The following is a 20,994-nucleotide window of genomic DNA, read 5'->3' on the forward strand; positions in this document are numbered from 1 at the left end:
TCAGAGAGAAAAATACAACCTTCATGGCGTCGAAGTTTGCCGAAGTTATTGCATTTTGTCCAGAGGAATTCGCAGTTTAAAGAAAATTGAAAGTCGCTAATTGCGCCGACAATTGAAGTATTTTTGTAGCGAATATGCAGGCATTATCCCCCTGCGCGCACAATAAAAAAGTTGCCAACAGCCTACAAATTGAGTGCTTTTTGCAGCATTTCACGGTTGACGCGGCCAAAGAAAATCTGCGTCACCTCACCTTGCGCAGAAATCACGACCGTATACGGTAATACGCCTTTATGATTGCCTAATGACTCAGCCAACGGCATGCCTTCATTCTCGGCAATCAGCAGCGGGTAGCTGACGGGGCTGCTTGCAATAAACTCGTGCACCGCAGCAGCCTCATCAATTGCCAAACCCAAAATGACGACCTCAGGATGCGCACTGGCCAGTGCAGAGATTTCAGGCATTTCTTCGCGGCATGGCTCACACCAGGTGGCCCAGAAGTTTAAAATGACAGGCTTGCCTTTATATTGTGCGAATGGGTACGCTTTGCCGCCATGATCGAACAGCGTGGTTGCCCACAACGGTGCAATGTCTGCTGCCGTTGGCAACGCTGACTCGCTCGCCATAAATTGATCGCGGTTAAGATACAGCCAGCGAAAACCACTGCCGAGCACCACCATCAATAAAACCGTCATGACGACGCGGGCAACATTACGCATGCGGTGAGGCCTCTACTGCCTTGAGGTTAAGTAAGCGCAGCGTACGCGCAAAGCGATCGGCATCCTGATAGCCTTTAATGACTGGCTGCAACGCCTGGCCTTGCGCATTAAAAAAGACAATGCCTGGTGGCCCAAATAACGCAAACTGCTTTAATAGCGCTGCATCTTCGGCACGGTTGTCAGTCACATCAGCCTGCAATAGCAGCACGCCCTGTAATTGAGCGCGCACCGCTGGGTCACTAAACACAAACTGCTCATATTCTTTGCAAGACACACACCAGTCGGCATAAAAATCCAACATCACCGGCTGGCCATGAGCCGCCTTTAAACGTTGCTCAAGCGCCTGCACGCTATGCACGCGCTCAAAGGCCAACGGTTGCACGCGCGCAGATTCGTCTGCCACCAAAGTTTGCAACGGCCGCAACGGCGAGCGAGCGCCCGACCAGGCACCGACCAGCAAGGCGATCCCATATAACAACAAAATGACGGCAAAGCCTTTGTATAAGCGCTGTACCGTGCCTGCGGTCGCAGGTAATGGGTCAATTGCGCGTAAATAAATCGCAGGCACAATACAGAGTGCCGCCCATAACAGCAACTGCGCAGCCACCGGCAATAAGGGGTTGACGATCCAGATCGCCACACCCAGCATCAGCACCCCAAACAAGCGGCGCACGGCGTTCATCCACTCACCGGCTTTAGGCAGGAGAGTGCCGGCGGATGCACCGATTAATAACAACGGCACGCCCATGCCTAAAGACAGCGAGAACAAGGCCACCGCGCCCAGCGTCACGTCATGGGTTTGGCTGATATACAGCAAAGCCCCCGCCAACGGTGCGGCCACACAAGGGCTGATAATTAACGCAGAAATGGCGCCCATGAGAAAGTCACTGAGCAAATGGCCGCCTTTAAAGCGGCTACTCCAGTTAAAAAAGCAATTCTCAACCGCGGTGGGCAATTTCAACTCATAAAAACCAAACATCGAAAAAGACAGCACCACAAAAATCAGCGCGCCAGTAATCAATGCCGCGGGCGTTTGCAGCGCATTACTCAACAATTGCCCTGACAAACCTGCCGCAACCCCGGCCAGCGTGTAGGTCAAACACATGCCCAGGGTATAGGCCAATGACAGCGTAAACGCCTTGCCACGCGACACATGCGCATTTTTGCCGACAATAATGCCGGACAAAATAGGAATCATGGGGAACACACAAGGCGTGAATGCCAGCAACAACCCTGCGCCAAAAAAGCCAGCCACAATTTGCCACCAGCGGCCAGAAGACAACAGCTTGCCAGAAAATTCCTCTTCAACAGGCGCGGCGACTAATGCATGAGAGGTGGCGCTGCCAGCAGCGGAAACCGCAGATGCAGACAATGGCAATGACTTGATTTGCGGCGGATAACACAAGCCTTTTTCACTGCAGCCCTGATAGCGCACTTGCAAGTTAGCAGGCGCTGCACCAGCAAACGTGACCTCGGCTAAGGTGTCATGGTGAAACACCTGTTGCTCACCAAAATTAGGGTCATTTTTGGTTTCGCCGGCAGGCAATGTGATTTTTGCAGTATCCCCAGCGGGCAATACCAGTTGTATGCGCTCACGATATAAGTAGTGCCCAGGCGCCACCACAAATTTAAGTTGCGCATGGCTGGCATCCACCAGCCCTGCTTCGACCTTAAACGCCTGATCCACTGGCAAAAAATCATCTGACTCACCGTCAGTGAACAGCTTGGAGAACTGTGAGCCTGCCTGTGCTGGCACCATGGCCACCAATAGCATTACCAACAGTACATAGCTTCTTATTACGATTGTTATCAACACTTCACCCCTGCCCCAAAGTCTCTGTTGCCACCCACGCCAAATATGCTGGCAAGCCCTCGTTCACATGGATGCCTATAATCTCTGGAAGTTCATAAGGATGCAGCATCCTTAATTTAGTCTCGCATGCGGCATACGCCTTACAACTGGTTTTGATGGTCAGGCCAATCTCTTCGGCTTGCTCAATGTGCCCTTGCCAGCGATAGATAGAGGTCACCGGACTTGAAATATTGACACATGCCGCCAACTTCTCTGTAACCAGCGTCTGCGCGATATGCTCGGCACATGCCCTGTTCGGCACATGCGTAAACACGATTATAATTTCCTCTTTTGGCGTCATGCGCGCTGACTCACAGACAGGATTCTGACATGCGTTTTATCATCTTTGCTATTCTACTGGCTTTTCCGTTTCTGGAGATAGCCGTCCTGATCGAACTTAGCCAGCGCTATGGCTGGTGGGTGCTGGTCTATTTAATCACCATCGGCTACCTCGGCCTCAAATTAATACGCAGTGAAAAAGACCTGATCGCGGCACGCATGTTCCAGCAAATGGGCGCCGGTAGCAACCCGATCTCCGCCATGTTTTCAACCGCCAGAAATATGTTTGCCGGTGTATTGTTACTCATCCCCGGCGTCATTAGCGATGCACTCGCAGTGATATTGCTATTGATCCCCGGCCAACCGCCAGGCCAGGGCGACACCGGCAACAAAAGTAGTGCTTATGGCCGCGCCAGCGCCAACGACGAAGTGATTGAAGGCGAATTTACCGAAGTAGCTGACAGCAAGCCTGCTGACAATGTTGTCCATTTGCCACGCAAAGATTAAACGATAGAATACAACGCATCATGAACCATGTATTGATTGAAAACAGCGGCCACATCTTTGACGTGCGCCCCAGCCAAACCGTGCTAGAAGCCGCGATTGAAGCGGGCATTAACCTGCCTTATGGCTGTCGCAACGGCGCCTGCGGTGCCTGCAAGGGCAAAGTGCTGACTGGCAAAGTGATGCATGACGACTATCAGGGCAACGCCTTGACCGATGCCGAACTGGCCGCAGGCATGGCATTATTTTGCTGCGCCAGGCCGCTGGAAGACCTGGTCATCGAATGCCGCCAGATCGACATGGTGCAAGGCATCAAGCCACGCATTTTGCCTGTACGCGTACAAAATAAAGAACTGCTGGGCGAAGATGTCATGGTGCTGCATTTGCAGTTACCCGCCACCGAACAACTCAGCTTTATGGCCGGGCAGTATATTGAGTTTTTGCTCAAAGACGGCCGCCGTCGCGCGTTTTCAATCGCTAACGCCCCGCACGAAAAAGGCTTTATCGAGCTCCATATCCGCAAAATTGCCGGTGGTCATTTTACCGAGCAAGTGTTTAATGAGATGCCGGTAAAAACCATACTTCGCATAGAAGCGCCCCTGGGCAGTTTCTTTCTACGCGAACAAAATGAAAAACCCATCATCATGGTCGTTGGCGGCACGGGCTTTGCGCCAGTCAAAGGCATGATAGAGCACATGGTTTTCAATCAAATCAATCGGCCGGTTTACCTCTACCGCGGTGCGCGTCAGGTGAGTGACTTATACATGGACGACCTCTGCCAGCGCTGGGCACAGTTTATGCCGAATATTCAGTATATCCCGGTGATTTCAGATGGTAATGATGGCGACAACTGGGATGGGCGTCGGGGACTGGTGCATCAGGCGGTGTTGGAAGATCATGCGGATTTGAGTGGATTTGAAGTGTATGTGTGTGGCGCACCGGGCATGGTGGATGTTGCTAAACAAACGTTTGTGGAACGTGGTTTGCCAGAGGAAGAGTTTTACAGTGATGCGTTTACGTTTGCGCCTAAGTAAAAAAGTTACTCATTAGGTTTTAGCTAACTGCTTTGAATTAGGTTTTATTTGACTGCCCTTTTCGCCTCTCGGCGAGTCACTTTCTGATGCTTGCCCCTCAGAAAGTAACCAAAGAAGAGGGCACCCAGCCATCACGGCCTTCGGCTCCCTTGCGTTGCTCAACAAAGTGGGCGTCCATCGAAACTCGCCCTAGCAGCTTGCAAAAAACGCAAGCCACCGCGGAACTCGAACAGCCGATGGCCGACTACACCCACTTCGTCTCCGCTACTCAGCGTGATGGAATGGGATTCTTCTCACCTAAGTAACATCGTCGAGAGTTGGACGGTTCAAAAACCAGATTCGTTTATTAAAATCACCAACCATTGCGCTCAGTAGGTGTTCGGGGTCCCCATCTGCCGCGCCGAGTAGCGCAGGCAAAATAAGGACAAAGGGAGCGACTGCTCGAATCCCGCGGTGGCCTGCGTTTTGTGCAGGCCGCTAGGTTGAGTTTCGTGACCGCTTATTTTGACGAGCAACGCAGGAAACAAGCGGAAGCTGGGGTGCATTTCTTTTGGTTACTTATTCTTTGGGCAAGCAAAGAAAAGTAACTCGCTGTAAAAGCGAAAAGAAACATCACAAAGAATCCCAACCGCGTGAGCATTCATGCCGACCCTACGAAGACTCAACCTGAAAGTTTTGGCCACTGGTTATAACCCTTTTCAGGATTATTTGCTCCATATTGCACAATGAGTTTAGCCTCAATTCGGTTTACTTCTTCAGCGCTATCAGACTCAAAGAGAATTTCTTTAGTGATCGTAAAATTCTTTCTTTGCTCTTCTGAAAAGTCTTTTTTTACCAGCGCATCATTCACGCTACCAAAGTAGGTCAGGCTATTTGTAAGATCTTTGCCAATGTAAATCTTCCCATTGGGGTAGGTGATTTTGTAAATAATCTTTTTGGTTGGCAAATTGTTTATTTCAACCACCTAGCAATATCCATCGCATAATAAGTCAACACACCATCCGCTCCTGCGCGTTTAAACCCAAGCATCGCCTCCAGCACACAGGCTTTCTCATCCAGCCAGCCATTCTGTGCGGCGGCCTTGAGCATGGCATATTCACCACTCACATGATAAGCATACGTCGGCACGCCAAACTCGTCTTTAACGCGGCGTACAATATCCAGATACGGCATGCCTGGTTTCACCATCACCATATCGGCGCCTTCTTCCAAATCCAGCGCGACTTCTTTCAGCGCTTCGTCAGAGTTGGCCGGGTCCATCTGGTAGTTGTATTTGTTGCTTTTGCCCAGGTTGCCTGCAGAACCCACGGCATCACGAAACGGGCCATAAAACGCAGAGGCATATTTGGCAGAGTAGGCCAGGATGCGGGTGTAAATATAGCCTTGCTCTTCCAGTGCATCACGGATGGCGCCAATACGGCCATCCATCATGTCAGATGGGGCGACTACATCGGCACCGGCTTCGGCGTGGCACAGGGCTTGTTTGACCAACACCTCAACGGTTTCGTCGTTAAGCACATAGCCGCTATCGTCAATCAGGCCATCCTGGCCGTGGGTCGTGTAGGGGTCTAGCGCTACGTCAGTAATCACACCCAGCTCAGGAAAGGCTTTTTTGAGAGCTCGCACCGTACGCGGCACCAATCCATCAGGGTTGTAAGCTTCGCTGGCATCCAGGCTTTTATATTGCTGCGGCACGACCGGGAACAAGGCCAGCGCCGGAATCCCAAGCTTGACGCACTCTTCGGCGGTTTTCAGTAAGACATCGATACTTTGACGCTGCACGCCAGGCATGGAGCTGACGGACTCAATCTGACCTTCACCTTCGAGTACAAATACCGGGTAAATCAGGTCGTTAGTGGTCAGCACATTTTCGCGCATCAAACGGCGCGAAAAGTCATCTTTACGCATACGACGCGGGCGAATCGCGAGAAATTGATTGCTCATTGTCAGTCCTTGTATTAGCCGAACACTCTGGCCAGTTCAGCGCCTGGGTCGTCCTGGCGCATAAACGCTTCACCAACCAAAAAGCCGTTGACGTCGTAGCTGCGCATCAGTGCGACATCTTCAGGCGTAAAAATACCGGATTCTGTCACCACAAAACGGTCTTCAGGCGTGTTTTCCAGTAAATCCAGTGTGGTTTGCAAGCTGACATCAAATGTACGCAAGTTGCGGTTATTGATGCCCAGCAAGGGTGTTTCCAGCTGCAAGGCCAGTTCCAGCTCGTCAGCATCGTGTACTTCTACCAGTACCGCCATGCCAAGGTTGTGCGCGGTGAGCTCGAGCTCACGCATCTGCGCCAACTCCAGGGCAGCGACAATCAGCAAAATGCAGTCAGCACCCATGGCACGTGCTTCGTAGATTTGATAGGGGTCTATCATAAAGTCTTTACGCAGTACCGGCAGCTTGCACGCCGCACGGGCTTGCTTTAAATAGGCGGCAGAGCCTTGAAAATATTGTTCGTCCGTGAGTACAGACAAGCAGGCCGCGCCGCCTTTTTCATAGCTTTTAGCGATTTCGGCCGGGTTAAAGTCAGCGCGAATAATGCCTTTTGATGGGCTGGCTTTTTTAATTTCAGCGATCACGGCGGGTTTATCCGCATCGACCTTGTCGACAATGTTGCCGATAAAATCACGACAATCAGGCTGGTCCAGCGCTTCTTCACGCATGGCATCCAGCGACTTGAGTGCTTGTGCTTTGGCGATTTCTTCGCGTTTGGTCGCTAAAATTTTATTTAAAATATCAGACATAATGTACTCGCATGTTTTATCGTTTAACTTAACCAGTGCGTCTTTAACTCGTGCGCGTGTTACTGGTAAGTGTGATGTTGATGTGTAATCCAGCCACTCTGGCGGCCCTGCGGATCGTGGTGCGTCCAGTGCATGATGCCACCTTTGGGGTTGTAAATATATTCCCCTTTAAATGTCACCTCATCACCTACGTTCAGGTTTTCTACCCGCGGTGCCAGATCAATATTGTGTGCAAACAACAAGGTTTGTTCAGCAGAAACACTGACCAAAAAGCGCTGGTGTCGCGCGCCCTTGTTATCATCGGGCAGCAGTTTTTTTACAACGCCACGCCCCTCCAGCCAGACATGACTTTGCTTTTGGGCAAACGCCTGTTGCACGGCGATGGCTTCATTGCTGAGCCCATTAGACAGCGGCTGCAGATTGAGCGTTTGTGTCTGTGATTTAACCTCAATGGCAGATTGCGGCGCATTGCTGGCTGGCTCTTGTTGCGGCGACTGAAAGCAGGCGCTTAGACAACAGGCCACCAGCCACAACGCTACGTGCTTCATACCGATTGGCTCAGTGCTTTAAGTTGCTGCAACTTATTGAGTGCAGCGCCAGTATCAATCGCCTGTGCCGCTTGTGCAATGCCAGCAGTCAAGTCAGCGGCCAGGCCGGACACATAAATAGCAGCACCAGCATTTAACAAGACGATATCGCGCGCCGGGCCTTTTTCACCCGCAAACACACCCAGAATAATCTCACTCGAATGCTGCGCACTTTCAACACGGATGCTGTTGATATCATGCAAGGGCATGCCAAACTGTGCCGGGTTCAAAGTGTATTGCTTCACCTCGCCGCCTTTTAATTCGGCAACATAGGTGTCGGCCGAAAATGAGATTTCATCCATCTCATCGGCGCTGTGTACCACCATCACATGTTCGCTACCCAAGGTTTGCAGCGTCTGTGCCAGCAGTGGCACCAGATCGCGGTGAAACACACCCATCACCTGGCGTTTGGCACCCGCCGGATTGGTCATCGGGCCCAGCAAGTTAAACATGGTGCGCACACCCAACTCGCGGCGCACCGGCGCGGCATATTTCATGGCAGCATGATGATTAGGCGCAAACATAAAACCAATGCCCGCTTCATTGACGCAACGCGCCACCTGCTCTGACGTTAAGCTAATGTTCACACCTAACGCTTCCAACACATCGGCTGAGCCACTTTTAGAGGAGGCCGCACGACCGCCATGTTTGGCAATACGCGCACCGGCACCCGCCGCAACAAACGCCGATGCCGTAGACACGTTAAAAGCCTTGTTGGGCGCGCCACCCGTGCCACAGGTGTCAATTAAATGTCGTGCATCTTCAACCACCACTTTGCTCGACAACTCACGCATCACCTGCGCGGCCGCAGCAATTTCGGTGACGGTTTCACCTTTCACCCGCAGCGCAGATAAAAAGCCTGCAATCTGTATGGTCGTAAACTCGCCACTCATGATCTGCTGCATGATTTGCAGCATTTCTTCGTGACTGAAGTCGGTGTGATCAATCAGCCTTTGTAGTGCAATTTTAGGCGTGAGTGACATCAATAGCCTTTCAGAAAGTTGTCCAGCAACTCATGCCCGTACTCGGTCAAGATAGACTCCGGGTGAAACTGCACACCTTCGACTGCCAGTGTTTTATGCTTGACGCCCATGATCTCGCCATCGTCGGTCCAGGCCGTGATTTCCAGGCAATCAGGGATGGTTTCGCGCTCAATCACCAGTGAATGGTAGCGCGTCGCGGTGTATGGATTAGGCAAATCTTTAAACACACCGGTATTGGTATGGTGGATTAAAGAAGTTTTACCATGCATCAGCGTTTTGGCCTTAATGATGTTGCCACCAAAGGCCTGGCCTATGCTTTGGTGACCCAAACACACGCCCAGCAACGGAATTTTGCCTGCAAACTCATGAATCAGCGGCACAGAAATGCCGGCTTCATTCGGTGTGCAAGGTCCTGGCGAAATCACGATTTTTTCTGGTTTCATGGCATGTATCTGTGCCAGCGTGATTTCATCGTTTCTATGCACATGGACGTCTTGCCCCAACTCGCCAAAATATTGCACGAGGTTATAGGTAAAAGAGTCGTAGTTATCAATCATCAACAACATATCAGGCTCCTTTGACTGCGTTTAATTGGGCTTCACTGTCCAGGCCAGCTTGCACTAACTCAGCCGCGCGAATCACCGCTTTGGCTTTGTTTTGGGTTTCTTCCCACTCACTTTGCGGCACAGAGTCGGCCACGATGCCTGCCCCGGCCTGCACATACAATTTTTTGTCTTTAATCACGGCGGTGCGAATCGCAATCGCCACGTCCATGTCACCGTTAAAACCTAAATAGCCCACCGCACCAGCGTAAATACCGCGCTTAGAGGGCTCCAGCTCTTCGATAATCTCCATGGCCCGCACTTTGGGCGCACCAGACACGGTGCCTGCGGTAAACGTGGCTTTAAGCACATCAATTGCATCCAGGCCCGGTTTGAGCTGGCCTTCTACATTACTCACGATATGCATCACGTGCGAGTAACGCTCTATGGTCATATTATCAGTCACTTTCACCGTGCCGGTGAGGGCAACACGGCCCACATCGTTGCGGCCCAGATCCATCAACTGCACGTGCTCGGCACGCTCTTTCGGGTCGGCCAGCAATTCGGCTTCGAGTGCTAAATCATGATCGCGGTTTTTGCCGCGTGGACGGGTGCCCGCAATCGGGCGCGACGTCACGGTAGTGTCTTCCAAGCGCACCAGAATTTCTGGCGAAGCGCCAACCACATGATGGTCGCCCATGTCGTAATAGAACATATAAGGCGATGGATTGAGGCCGCGTAAAGCGCGATAGAGACTGAGTGGCGACGCTTCAAAGTCTTGCGACATGCGCTGGCTTAATACCACCTGCATGATGTCGCCTTCTAAAATATATTGCTGCGACTTTTTAACTGCCGCTTTGAAATTGTCTTCGCCAAATTCTGACAAAGCCTGTGTTTTTCGGGTGGGCAACGCAGCCGGAATCTCCACTTGTGTGCGCAGTTTTGCCAACAAGACATGCATGCGTGCACAGGCCGTTTCATAGGCGTTTGGCTGCGCCGGGTCTGCATAGACGATAAAATATAATTTGGCAGACAAATTATCGACCACCGCAATTTCTTCTGACACCATCAGCAGGATGTCTGGCGTGCCAATCGCGTCCGGCTTTTTGTTTTTGCCGAGGCGCTTTTCAATATATTGAATGGTCTCGTAACCAAAATAGCCCGCCAGGCCGCCGGTAAAACGCGGCAAACCTTCGTATGGTGGTGTCTTGAAACGGGCCTGGTAGGCCTTTATGAAGTCGAGTGGATTTTGATCGGTGTGAGACTCGATCACTGCCTCGCCTTGAATTACCTGCAACGACGCGTCACGCACCACAATACGCGTGGTGGCTGGCAAGCCAATAATAGAATAGCGCCCAAAGCGTTCGCCGCCTTGCACGCTTTCTAGCAGGTAAGAGTAGGGTTGATTAGCCAGTTTTAAATACAACGACAGCGGTGTATCTAAATCGGCAAAGGTTTCCATCACCAGCGGAATACGGTTGTAACCTTGCGCCGCCAGCGCGTCAAATTCGGTCTTGCTCAAAGTGCTTAACATGATGCTTTTTCCAGATTAATCGTTGAGGTTGTCGCGGGTAAGCCTCGCGACAGGTCAGTGCAATAGGCGTGCACCGGCGCCGGGGAAAAGGGCTAGCCCCGCCACGAACGACGCCAGCTTAATACTGGCAAACTGGAAAAATGATGAGCATAAAACATCATGATGTATAGGTAATTTTTTTATGATCCCCGCTTAAGAGAGCGGGTAACTCCAGCAAGTTCACCACCTCGGTGAGTTGCTGCACCGTGGCATCCACGGTTGCCGTATCAATGGCGCGCCCCTGATTATACCCATAAGGCACAGTCACGACAAAGCACCCTGCAGCATGGGCCGCCTGAATATCGGTTTCAGAGTCGCCCACCAGCATCGCTTCGGCTGGCAAAGTGCCTAGCTTTTGGCAAATATGCAACAGTGGTAGCGGGTCTGGTTTCTTTTTGGGCAAGGTATCGCCGGAGACAACGATCTCAAAAAAATCCGCCAATCCAGCATGTTGTAACAAAGGTAGAGTGAATTTTTCTGGCTTGTTGGTGACACAGGCTAAACGATAGCCTTGTTTTTTCAATTGCTGCAACGCTGGCAACACGCCAGCAAAGGCTTGGCTCTGCGTGGCATTCGCCTCATAAAAGCCATGATACAGCGGTTGCGCACGGGCAAATTCCTGCGCATCAGGTTCGCCATGCATGCTGCCAACCAAACAACGTTTGATCAGGTTTTGCACACCTTCACCAATATAGGTTGTGATTTGCGCTTGCGGCAACATCGGTTTGCCTAAAGCCACCAGCATACGGTTGGCGGCCTCGGCAATTTGTGGCGCGGTATCAAGCAGGGTGCCGTCCAGATCGAACATCACTACGTTGACTTGAAACCGCATCACTCAACCTCAAAAAACAACATAGCCTAAACAAGGCCACGATTTGGAAGTTTGGTCGCGCGCAAAAAAGCAGGACGCAGCCTACAAGTAGTAGGTAAGTCCTGATTTTTTAAGCAGCAACGAAGCATTGTGACGGATTATGTTGTTTTTAAACGGTGGCTAAAGACGCACGCATGGCCGCCACAACCGTGTCGTAACGGTTAGGGTCTGTGTCTTTAGGCGAGCCAAAAATGGCGCTGCCGGCCACAAACGTATCCGCACCGGCTTTAGCAATCTCAGCGATGTTATTCGCGTTAACGCCGCCGTCCACTTCCAGCCAGATTTGACGGCCGGTTTGCTCAGCGTAAGCATCAATGCGCGCACGCGCTTGTTTCAATTTGTCTAATGTGGCCGGAATGAATTTCTGGCCACCAAAGCCCGGGTTCACAGACATCAACAAAATCATGTCGACTTTGTCCATCACGTAATCCAGGTAGTGCAATGGTGTGGCTGGGTTAAACACCAGGCCCGCTTTACAGCCGCTGTCGCGAATTAATGCCAGGCTACGGTCAATGTGGTCAGACGCTTCCGGGTGAAAAGTGATGATGTCAGCACCAGCTTTGGCAAAGTCAGGGATGATGCGGTCTACTGGTTTAACCATCAGATGCACGTCGATCAGCGCGCCAGCATTGTGGGACAACTCACGAATGGCATCACACACCAGTGGGCCAATGGTCAAGTTAGGCACGTAATGGTTATCCATGACGTCAAAGTGCACGATGTCGGTGCCGGATTTAATGACGTTTTCGATCTCCTGACCTAACTTGGCAAAGTTGGCAGAAAGAATACTAGGGGCAATGCGAAAAGTTTTGTCCATGCTGGTGTTCCGTAGGTTGAGTTCCGTGAATTAATTCTAATAAAAATTTTAGTAAAACCAATATTTTAACGCCATTTTGTTTCAAATTGACAGGATTCTTGCTTGTGGTCCGTGAATATAAGAAAATGTCGGCACTTTTGACATGGATGACACCGCCAAATAGCCATGAACTGTTTGCAAGCGCCGATTTGTTTCTCTTTTGACCCCGTGCCGCAGGTAAAATAGCGCCATGCAGCTGTATACCATTGGTGTTAACCACACCACCGCCCCAATTGCCATTCGCGAGAACGTTGCATTTAATAACGACACCTTGCCGCATGCGCTAGCGGATCTGGCACGCCACAACGTGACAGAAGTGGCCATTTTGTCTACCTGCAACCGCACTGAAATCTATGTGCAGTCTATCCGCCCCGAAATTGTCATTGACTGGCTAGCCAGCTACCACCGCCTGGAAGCCGACAAACTGCTGCCCTACACCTACACGCTCAGCAGCCATGAAGCAGTCAAGCATGCGTTTCGCGTGGCCAGCGGGCTGGACAGCATGGTGTTAGGCGAGGCGCAGATTCTGGGGCAATTCAAGCAATCGGTTAAAATTGCGCAAGATTCTGGCACGCTGGGCACCATGCTGCATAAGCTGTTTCAACGCACGTTTGAAGTCGCCAAAGAAGTGCGCACCAATACCGACATTGGCGGCAGCTCGATTTCGATGGCAGCCGCAGCAGTTAAACTGGCGCAGCGTATTTTTGGTGACTTAAGCGCACAAAGCGTGCTGTTTATTGGTGCTGGCGAAATGATAGAGCTATGTGCCGACCACTTTGCCGCACAAAAACCCAAAAAGATCACCGTCGCCAACCGCACTCTAGAGCGTGGCGAACAGCTGGCGGAAAAAATCCGTGGCCAGGGTTTAAACGTACAAGCCATTTTGCTCAATGACTTGCCCGAGCGCTTTCAAGAGTTTGATATTGTCATCACCAGCACTGCCAGCCAATTGCCGATTGTGGGTCTGGGCATGGTAGAGCGCGCGATTAAAGCACGTAAACATCGCCCGATGTTTATGGTCGACCTCGCCGTACCGCGTGACATTGAGCCCGAGGTGTCGGCGCTGGACGATGTATTTTTATACTCGGTAGACGATCTGGCACAAGTAGTGACAGAAGGCCTGGGCAACCGCCAGGAAGCCGCCGTCAATGCCGAGCTGATCGTTAACTCGCGTGTTGAGCACTTTATGCAGTGGCTCAAACAGCGCGAAGCCGTGCCCACCATTAAAGCGCTGCGCGACCAGGTAGATACTGTGCGCAAAGCCGAGCTGGAAAAAGCACTTAAACTGCTGCAAAAAGGCGAATCACCCGAAAAAGCGCTCGAAGCCCTGAGTAATGCACTCACCAACAAATTTTTGCACGGCCCCAGCCATGCGCTCAACAACAGCCAGGGAGATGCGCATGCCCACATGGAGCATCTGGTCAAACAACTTTTTCAAATCAAAGAATGATTTTTCAAGGCCTGGCCTTTGCCCGGTCTTTGAATATTAGGTAAATACAATGAAACCAAGCATGCTGCAAAAACTCGCTAACTTAAGCGAGCGCCTCGAAGAACTCAACCGCCTGCTCAGTAGTGAAGGCGTGACTGACAATATGGATAACTACCGTAAGATCATGCAAGAACATACGGAAATCACCCCCATTGTTGAGCAATACCACATCTACTCACAAACCGAGTCAGACCTGAAAGAAGCGCACGCCATGCTCTCCGACCCGGAGATGAAAGAGTTCGCCCAGGAAGAAATAGACAGCGGCAAAAAACGCCTCGAAGAAGTTGAACGGACGCTGCAAACACTGCTGCTGCCCAAAGACCCTAGCGACGAAAAAAACATCTTTCTTGAAATTCGCGCCGGGACTGGCGGCGACGAATCCGGCCTGTTCGCGGGTGACTTATTCCGCATGTATTCCCGTTTTGCCGACCGCCAGGGCTGGAAAGTCGAAGTCGTTTCTGCCAACGAAGGCGAAGTCGGTGGCTATAAAGAAGTCATCGCCAAAATCATCGGCTACGGCGCCTACTCAAAACTCAAATTCGAATCGGGCGGCCACCGGGTGCAACGTGTCCCCGATACTGAGACGCAAGGCCGTATTCATACGTCAGCCTGTACGGTCGCGATTCTGCCCGAGGTGGAAGAGGTGGGTGACGTTGAAATCAACCCGGCCGATATCCGGATTGACACCTTCCGCGCCTCTGGTGCCGGTGGTCAGCACATTAACAAAACTGACTCTGCGGTGCGTATTACCCACGCCCCCACCGGCATCGTGGTCGAATGTCAGGACGGCCGTAGCCAGCACGCTAACAAAGCGCAAGCCATGCAGGTGTTAGCTGCGCGTATCAAAGCCAAACAAGTCGATGAGCAACAAAGCAAAATCGCCAGCGAACGCCGCAACCTGATTGGTTCAGGTGACCGCTCAGAACGCATCCGTACCTACAACTACCCGCAGGGACGGATCACCGACCATCGCATTAACCTGACGCTGTACAAAATTGAAGCAATTACTGAGGGTGATATGGACGAGTTGATTAATGCGCTGGCGACCGAGTATCAGGCCGATTTGTTGGCGAGTTTGGGTGAAGATAACTAAGATCAACAGGAAGATTTATGAAAAAAATTATCATTCTATTTTTAGTTTTTTTGACAATCTTTCCTTTAATTACAATCTCCACTACCACTAATAATATTCAAGAAAAAATTGAATATGAAACGTTTAAAGCTAAAACAGAAGCAAACTTAGAGTCTCTTAAAACTTTAAAAACTCAAGAGTTAATTCAATTACAGGCACAAATTGATAATCAAAAAACTCTGCTCGAGCAAGTTAATCATCAGATAGGCTCATTTGGGAATAATCTATCTATAGGAAGTACTATTATTACAGTGCTTTTACTACTTATCGGCTTTTTCTCTTATAGAAATGCAAAAACCGATGCCCAACTTGCTGCCAAACAAGAAGCTCAAATTGTCACTCAACAAGAAGTCAAAATATGGTTTGATAAAAACACAAAAGACCTTAACGGCGAGATAGATATCCTCAGAAATAAATTAAAAATCCTTGAAGATGAGGTAACAAAAGCAGCCATCAGCACCAAGGAATTATTCAATAAACATCTAAATGATGTATTAAGTAGATCAATCTCTGAGTTAGACAGTCAATCAAAAACAATTTCGTCTGAAGAAGAACTTGCTTTAAGTGCAAAATTAGATGAACTGAAATCAATAGCAGAAGCGATGTACAGATTTCAGGACTGGAATACAAAAGCATTCGCGTCTTACCACCAAAAAGACTTTAAAAATGCAGCTAAATTTTGGGATTTGGCATCCCAATCATCAGATGCAAGTGAAGAGCAGATTGCTCAATCATACTTTAACCATGGAGTTGTTCTACTTGAACAATTAAAAGGTTACGCAGATGCAATCGCAATTTACGATAAATTGATAAGCAGATTCGACTCCTCAGAAAACTCTGCAGTACAAGAACATCTTGCTCGTGCATACTGCAACAAAGGGTTTGGGCTGGGTAAGCTAAATGAGCCGGAAAAAGAAATTGCGATCTATGACAGTCTAATTAATAAATTTGGCAATTCCAAAAACCCAGAAATTCAAACGCAAGTAGCTCGCGCCTATTTGAATAAAGGCTCTTCACTAAATAACTCACATAATCAACCTGAAGCAGCTATTCTCACTTACGATACATTAATCCAAAAGTTTATCGAATCCAGCTACCCTTCCATTCAGGCACAAGTCGCTCGCGCCTATTTAAATAAAGGTGTGGTTTTAGGCCAGTTATCAAGGCCTGAAGAGGAAATTGCATCATATGAGCTGTCAATTACAAAATTTGGCAACTCCGAACATCCTGAGGTCCAAGAGTATGTGGCACGTGCTTATGGAAACAAAGGGGTCACTTTGTCCAGATTTCTTAATAATCCGAAGTCAGCAATTGACACTCTCAGCTCAGCGATTAATAAATTTGAAAAATCTACCAATCCTCAGTTACAAGAACAAGTAGTAACAGCATATCGTAATATAGCCTATACGCAAGGAAACGTTCTTAATCAACGCGAAGAAGAGATAGCCTCATACGACACCATAATTGAAAAATTTGCAAACTCTGAATACCCTGAAGTTTTAGCCCATGTTGCAAATGCTTATCGTAGCAAAAGTCATGTACAAAAAGAGTACCTTCATCAACCTCAGCTATCCAGTGAAACCCTTAGCAATCTGATAGAAAAGTTCTCCAATTATAAATATCCAATAGTACTGACTGAAGTTGCAAAAGCTTACAACAGCAAAGGATTCGATGATTTGTTATTAGCCAAACAAGAATGGAAAGAGAAAAGCAAAAGAGAGGCTATTTTAATTAAAGCATTTAGCTCATTTGAATTAGGTATTGAAATTTGTGATGACAATAGTAAACCATTCATTTTAGGTAATATCGCCTACTGTAATTGGCTATTGAACCGTAAAAGGGATGTCGAGAAACTACTAACCGAAGCTTTTTTATTGGGTGGTGACCCCCTATATCAAGCAACAATAAAAGATACTGAGCAATATACTGTTGCGCCAGATAGAACGTTCAGAAAACTGATCAATAAAGTTTGGCAATCAATAAACCAGCACTCATAGTTTATGATCTCTATATACTCTTAATAACTTTTGAAATGAACTTCCGCCTTCCTAGCGCTCCTCGCAGCATACAAAAAGATAACCCAATCAAGTTTTTGCTGGATAGCGAAGCCATTGATTGTCTGGCCCATAACATTGGCCTGGTGCACAGTGCTTTTGATGGGCAAGCCTTTAAACAGTTAGCGCTTACCAATATTGCACCATTAGGCTTTATGGATAGGTCGGCGCATATTGCGGCGGCTTTAAAAGCGACGCTGCCAGCCAAGTTTTCAGACGCCACAGAGATTCTACTCAACACGCTCACACCACCCAATGTGCATACCGAGCGCTTAGGCTTAAGTGTGTTTTTCTACTTGCCACATACACGCTTTATTGCCGACTATGGCCGTGATGCGCAGCACAACGGCGGCGAAGATCCATTTGAGGCGGCGATGCGCGCACAGTATGAATTGACGCGCCGCTTTACAGCAGAGTTTTCGATCCGCCCGTTTTTGATACACGATTTTGAGCGCACACTGAAGCAACTCACGCTGTGGCTGAACGACCCAGACCCGCATGTGCGACGTTTGTGTTCTGAAGGTTGTCGCTCCCGCTTGCCGTGGGGCGCACGCATTCCGCAACTGATTGCCGACCCGACGCCAGTGTTACCAATACTAGAGGCACTAAAAAATGACCCGAGTTTGTATGTGCGTCGCAGCGTAGCGAATCATTTGGGCGATATTGCCAAAGACCATCCGGCAGTAGCATTTGAAGTATGTGAGCGCTGGCTCACAAATGCCGACAAAGACCTGAAATGGGTAATCCGCCATGCGGTGCGCCATCCGGCCAAACAAGGCCATGCCACGGCGATTGCCTTGCGCAAAGCGGCCGGGGGCAGGTGATGATGTCGCACACCGTACAACAATGGCTACAAACGGCCCGGCAACAGTTGGCGCAGTTTGTCCCGCCCGATGAGGCGAGTATGGAAGCGCAAATATTATTGATGCATGTGCTGAATGTGAACCGTGCCTGGTTGATTGCACACGCGACTGACAGCCTGGCTGACACGCCTATCACCAAGGTAGAGTCACTCTTACAACGCCGTTTGCAAGGCGAACCAGTTGCGCATATTTTAGGTTCACGCGAGTTTTTCGGGCTCGCGCTCAAAGTCACGCCAGACACGCTGATTCCACGCCCGGATACCGAAACGCTGGTCGAGGCCGCCTTAGAAAAAATCAACGGCCGCATGCGCGTGTTAGACCTGGGCACTGGCACCGGCGCCATTGCACTGGCGATTGCCAAGCATACACCAAGCTGTGAGGTGGTTGCGGTAGATGCGTCAGCGGCTGCACTCGCCGTCGCAGCGGAAAATGCAGCAACGTTGCAGCTCAACAATGTGCAATGCATTGCCAGCCACTGGTTTTCTGCATTACCAGCAAGCAAGTTTGACCTCATCGTCAGCAACCCGCCTTATATCGAAAGCAGTGACCCGCATTTGCAACAAGGCGATTTGCGTTTTGAGCCCATGAGTGCACTGGCCTCTGGTGCAGATGGCCTGCAGGATATCCGGCAGATTGTTGCCCAAGCGCCAGCCTACTTGAATGCAGGTGGCTGGCTGATGCTGGAACATGGCTACAATCAGGCCGACGCGGTGCAACAACTGCTGCATACGGCAGGCCTGCAACAGATTCAAACCCAGCATGATTTGGGTGGCAATCCGCGAGTCACGTTAGCGCAATGGCTGACACCTGTGACAGAACAATAATAATCAATAAAATTAACTTAAAAATTATCCAAGGGGGCAATACATGATTCAGAAATTACGCTTGGCGATCCGCAACGACCTGGAGGCACCAGAAGAGGCCAGGCACTTTGGCTCAGGCTGGTTAAGCGGAGTGGCCGCACTAGTGCTTGGTATCGCCAGCCTGTGCCTGTTACTGGGCGAACGTTTGCAAGGTGTGTTTTCAACCCAGATGCTGTCACCGCTCTACGCCTTGCCGCAGTTCACAATCATCGTTCAAGCCTTGTTATTAGCCAGCTTTTTGCTCGCTTGCAGCAACCTGGTGTTACGTCGCAATCGTGTGCTGGGCTTTACGGCCATTTTTCTGGTGCTGCTCACCATCACCATTGCCGAAACCATAGATGCACAGGCCACACGCACCAGCGGGGTTGCTCTTAGCCTGGACTGGTTTGTGCTCAATATCTTGCTCACTGGCTTTTTGTTTATTCCGCTGGAGAAACTGTTTGGCCGCCTGACCCAGCAACCCTTGTTCCGTGACGAGTGGCGTGAGGATTTGTTTTATTTTTTAATCAGCAGCGTGTTTGTGCAAACACTGACCTTGTTCACGCTAGCGCCTTCGATGACCATTTTGCACTACACCGGTGATTGGGCCAGTATGCGACAAGCCATCGCCAGCCAGCCACTGTGGCTGCAAGTGATTGAAATCATGTTTTTAACCGACTTTGTGCAGTACTGGTTTCACCGCGCTTTTCACCAAATCCCTTTTTTGTGGGGCTTCCACGCCGTGCATCACTCTGCCAAAAAGATGGACTGGCTGGCAGGCTCACGCATGCATATTGTAGAAATTATCGGTTTGCGCAGCATGACCGTAGTGCCGATGTATGTGCTCGGTTTTGCTGAAGGCGCCTTGCATCTCTATATTTTGCTGGTCTACCTCAACGCCACCTTTGTGCACGCCAATGTTCGCTTTAATGTGGAGTGGCTGAAACCGTTGATCGTCACACCGCGCTTCCATCATTGGCATCATGGCATTGAAAAAGAAGCGATTGACGTCAACTTTTCCATTCACTTCCCGCTGTTCGACAAATTGTTTGGCACTTATTACATGCCTAAAAATCAATGGCCAAGCGGTTATGGCATCGGCGGCCATCCGGTGCCAAACGGCTACTGGCAACAACTAATGTATCCGTTTAAAAAGTAGGGCATGCGCATTGCGCACGATTTTTGCTGCTAGCAGTCTATCTGTGTGTAGTGAAAGGTCGACCATGTTTAACTTTAATTCAATCAAAGCGGTGCTGTTTGACCTGGACGGTGTGCTCTATATCGGGCAACAGCCAATTGACGGCGCCATTGAGGCGGTAGCCAAGATTCGCCAGGCAGGCATCGCCGTGCGCTTTGTCACCAATACCAGCACCCTATCACTCACGGCATTGCAGCAAAAAATTAGTGCGCTTGGCTTCAATGTAGTGCCAGAAGAAATCATGAGTGCACCACAAGCGACCATTCAATACCTTAAAAAACAGCCCAACCCGTTGTGCAAACTGTTGCTGGCAGACGATGTTAAAAAAGACTTTTCCTGCTTTGACCAGTCAGAAACGGCGGCCAATTATGTGGTGATTGGCGATATTGGCGACCGCTGGTCTTACGAGTTGCTCAATGAGGTGTTTCATTGCCTGGTGAATGGTGCGCAATTAATCGCCATCCACAAAAACCGTTTTTGGCAAACCGAAACCGGCCTGCAGATGGACATAGGCGCCTTTGTCACCGGGCTGGAATACGCCAGCAACACCAAAGCCATGCTCATGGGCAAACCTTCGCACCATTTTTTCAATATGGCGATTGATGCTTTGCGCCTCAAACCGCATGAAGTGGTGATGGTAGGCGATGATATTGATGCCGATGTCGGCGGCGCACAAGATGCCGGACTACATGGCGTGCTGGTCAAAACCGGCAAATACCGCGAAACCTACACCCGGCTATCTGCGGTAGAGCCTGATGCAACCATTCCGTCAGTCTCTGATTTGCCTGCACTACTGGGATGCTTGTCAGCAACACCCTCCTAAAAGCAAGCCACGCCCCATCTCGCCGTTTGGCATGCTGCATAGTATAATT

21 protein-coding genes are annotated in these 20,994 nt (G+C 49.9%); 9 read left to right on the plus strand and 12 right to left on the minus strand.

Features of this window, described 5'->3' with window-relative positions:
* Positions 1 to 182: 182 nt before the first annotated feature.
* The 3 genes from METH5_RS0105580 to cutA are packed head-to-tail and all read right to left on the minus strand — an operon-like array spanning position 183 to position 2,869.
* A complete protein-coding gene (locus tag METH5_RS0105580; protein WP_029147578.1) occupies positions 183 to 716 on the minus strand; it encodes a TlpA disulfide reductase family protein in 534 nt (177 codons plus the stop codon).
* Complete coding sequence (dsbD, locus tag METH5_RS0105585) at positions 709 to 2,490, minus strand: protein-disulfide reductase DsbD (RefSeq protein ID WP_232411083.1); 1,782 nt, start codon at positions 2,488 to 2,490, stop codon at positions 709 to 711. Before dsbD ends, METH5_RS0105580 begins: the two co-directional genes overlap by 8 nt.
* A gap of 43 nt (positions 2,491 to 2,533) precedes the next feature.
* Positions 2,534 to 2,869, minus strand: coding sequence for a divalent-cation tolerance protein CutA (cutA, locus tag METH5_RS0105590; RefSeq protein WP_029147580.1), 336 nt, complete (start codon positions 2,867 to 2,869; stop codon positions 2,534 to 2,536).
* A 29-nt stretch (positions 2,870 to 2,898) separates the two neighbouring features.
* Here cutA and METH5_RS0105595 point away from each other — a divergent pair, with 29 nt between their 5' ends.
* Together METH5_RS0105595 and METH5_RS0105600 are read left to right on the plus strand one after the other, a co-directional pair.
* Positions 2,899 to 3,354 (plus strand): FxsA family protein, encoded by a 456-nt coding sequence (locus METH5_RS0105595; RefSeq protein ID WP_029147581.1) that lies wholly within the window; start codon positions 2,899 to 2,901, stop codon positions 3,352 to 3,354.
* A gap of 20 nt (positions 3,355 to 3,374) precedes the next feature.
* On the plus strand, positions 3,375 to 4,385 hold the full coding sequence (locus tag METH5_RS0105600; protein ID WP_029147582.1) for a CDP-6-deoxy-delta-3,4-glucoseen reductase: 1,011 nt from the start codon (positions 3,375 to 3,377) through the stop codon (positions 4,383 to 4,385).
* 661 nt (positions 4,386 to 5,046) lie between these two features.
* On the opposite strand, the gene METH5_RS0105605 is transcribed toward METH5_RS0105600, so the two are convergent.
* The 9 genes from METH5_RS0105605 to rpe form a co-directional block, all read right to left on the minus strand.
* Positions 5,047 to 5,349, minus strand: a complete 303-nt coding sequence (locus METH5_RS0105605) for a hypothetical protein (RefSeq protein WP_029147583.1) — start codon at positions 5,347 to 5,349, stop codon at positions 5,047 to 5,049.
* Complete coding sequence (hemB, locus tag METH5_RS0105610; protein WP_029147584.1) at positions 5,337 to 6,329, minus strand: porphobilinogen synthase; 993 nt, start codon at positions 6,327 to 6,329, stop codon at positions 5,337 to 5,339. The genes METH5_RS0105605 and hemB overlap by 13 nt, the downstream gene beginning before the upstream one ends.
* 14 nt (positions 6,330 to 6,343) lie before the next feature.
* Positions 6,344 to 7,132: an indole-3-glycerol phosphate synthase TrpC gene (gene trpC / locus METH5_RS0105615; protein WP_029147585.1), complete on the minus strand. Its 789-nt coding sequence runs from the start codon at positions 7,130 to 7,132 to the stop codon at positions 6,344 to 6,346.
* A 59-nt stretch (positions 7,133 to 7,191) separates the two neighbouring features.
* Positions 7,192 to 7,680, minus strand: coding sequence for a DUF3465 domain-containing protein (locus METH5_RS0105620; protein ID WP_029147586.1), 489 nt, complete (start codon positions 7,678 to 7,680; stop codon positions 7,192 to 7,194).
* Positions 7,677 to 8,702: an anthranilate phosphoribosyltransferase gene (gene trpD, locus METH5_RS0105625; protein ID WP_029147587.1), complete on the minus strand. Its 1,026-nt coding sequence runs from the start codon at positions 8,700 to 8,702 to the stop codon at positions 7,677 to 7,679. The genes METH5_RS0105620 and trpD overlap by 4 nt, the downstream gene beginning before the upstream one ends.
* Positions 8,702 to 9,268 carry an aminodeoxychorismate/anthranilate synthase component II gene (locus METH5_RS0105630; protein WP_029147588.1) on the minus strand — a complete coding sequence of 189 codons (567 nt, stop codon included), beginning with the start codon at positions 9,266 to 9,268 and terminating at the stop codon, positions 8,702 to 8,704. Before METH5_RS0105630 ends, trpD begins: the two co-directional genes overlap by 1 nt.
* Before the next feature lies 1 nt (position 9,269).
* Positions 9,270 to 10,778 carry an anthranilate synthase component I gene (gene trpE, locus METH5_RS0105635; RefSeq protein ID WP_029147589.1) on the minus strand — a complete coding sequence of 503 codons (1,509 nt, stop codon included), beginning with the start codon at positions 10,776 to 10,778 and terminating at the stop codon, positions 9,270 to 9,272.
* A gap of 157 nt (positions 10,779 to 10,935) precedes the next feature.
* Positions 10,936 to 11,649, minus strand: coding sequence for a phosphoglycolate phosphatase (locus METH5_RS0105640; protein WP_029147590.1), 714 nt, complete (start codon positions 11,647 to 11,649; stop codon positions 10,936 to 10,938).
* Between the two features lie 148 nt (positions 11,650 to 11,797).
* Positions 11,798 to 12,505: a ribulose-phosphate 3-epimerase gene (gene rpe, locus METH5_RS0105645; RefSeq protein WP_029147591.1), complete on the minus strand. Its 708-nt coding sequence runs from the start codon at positions 12,503 to 12,505 to the stop codon at positions 11,798 to 11,800.
* 229 nt (positions 12,506 to 12,734) lie between these two features.
* On the opposite strand from rpe, the gene hemA reads away from it, so the two are divergent.
* The 7 genes from hemA to METH5_RS0105680 all read left to right on the plus strand — a co-directional run bounded on the left by hemA (position 12,735) and on the right by METH5_RS0105680 (position 20,945).
* A complete protein-coding gene (gene hemA / locus METH5_RS0105650) occupies positions 12,735 to 13,994 on the plus strand; it encodes a glutamyl-tRNA reductase (protein ID WP_029147592.1) in 1,260 nt (419 codons plus the stop codon).
* A gap of 49 nt (positions 13,995 to 14,043) precedes the next feature.
* On the plus strand, positions 14,044 to 15,126 hold the full coding sequence (gene prfA / locus METH5_RS0105655; RefSeq protein ID WP_029147593.1) for a peptide chain release factor 1: 1,083 nt from the start codon (positions 14,044 to 14,046) through the stop codon (positions 15,124 to 15,126).
* 17 nt (positions 15,127 to 15,143) lie between these two features.
* Entirely contained in the window at positions 15,144 to 17,162 is a 2,019-nt protein-coding gene (locus METH5_RS0105660; RefSeq protein ID WP_029147594.1) for a tetratricopeptide repeat protein, read from the plus strand.
* Between the two features lie 35 nt (positions 17,163 to 17,197).
* A complete protein-coding gene (locus METH5_RS0105665) occupies positions 17,198 to 18,043 on the plus strand; it encodes a DNA alkylation repair protein (protein WP_029147595.1) in 846 nt (281 codons plus the stop codon).
* A 2-nt stretch (positions 18,044 to 18,045) separates the two neighbouring features.
* Positions 18,046 to 18,906 carry a peptide chain release factor N(5)-glutamine methyltransferase gene (gene prmC, locus METH5_RS0105670; RefSeq protein ID WP_029147596.1) on the plus strand — a complete coding sequence of 287 codons (861 nt, stop codon included), beginning with the start codon at positions 18,046 to 18,048 and terminating at the stop codon, positions 18,904 to 18,906.
* A gap of 43 nt (positions 18,907 to 18,949) precedes the next feature.
* Complete coding sequence (locus tag METH5_RS0105675; protein ID WP_029147597.1) at positions 18,950 to 20,083, plus strand: sterol desaturase family protein; 1,134 nt, start codon at positions 18,950 to 18,952, stop codon at positions 20,081 to 20,083.
* Positions 20,084 to 20,147: 64 nt separating this feature from the next.
* A complete protein-coding gene (locus METH5_RS0105680; protein WP_029147598.1) occupies positions 20,148 to 20,945 on the plus strand; it encodes a TIGR01458 family HAD-type hydrolase in 798 nt (265 codons plus the stop codon).
* The last annotated feature ends 49 nt before the right edge of the window (positions 20,946 to 20,994 follow it).

The sequence above is a fragment of the Methylophilus sp. 5 genome (assembly GCF_000515275.1).
GTDB lineage: Bacteria > Pseudomonadota > Gammaproteobacteria > Burkholderiales > Methylophilaceae > Methylophilus.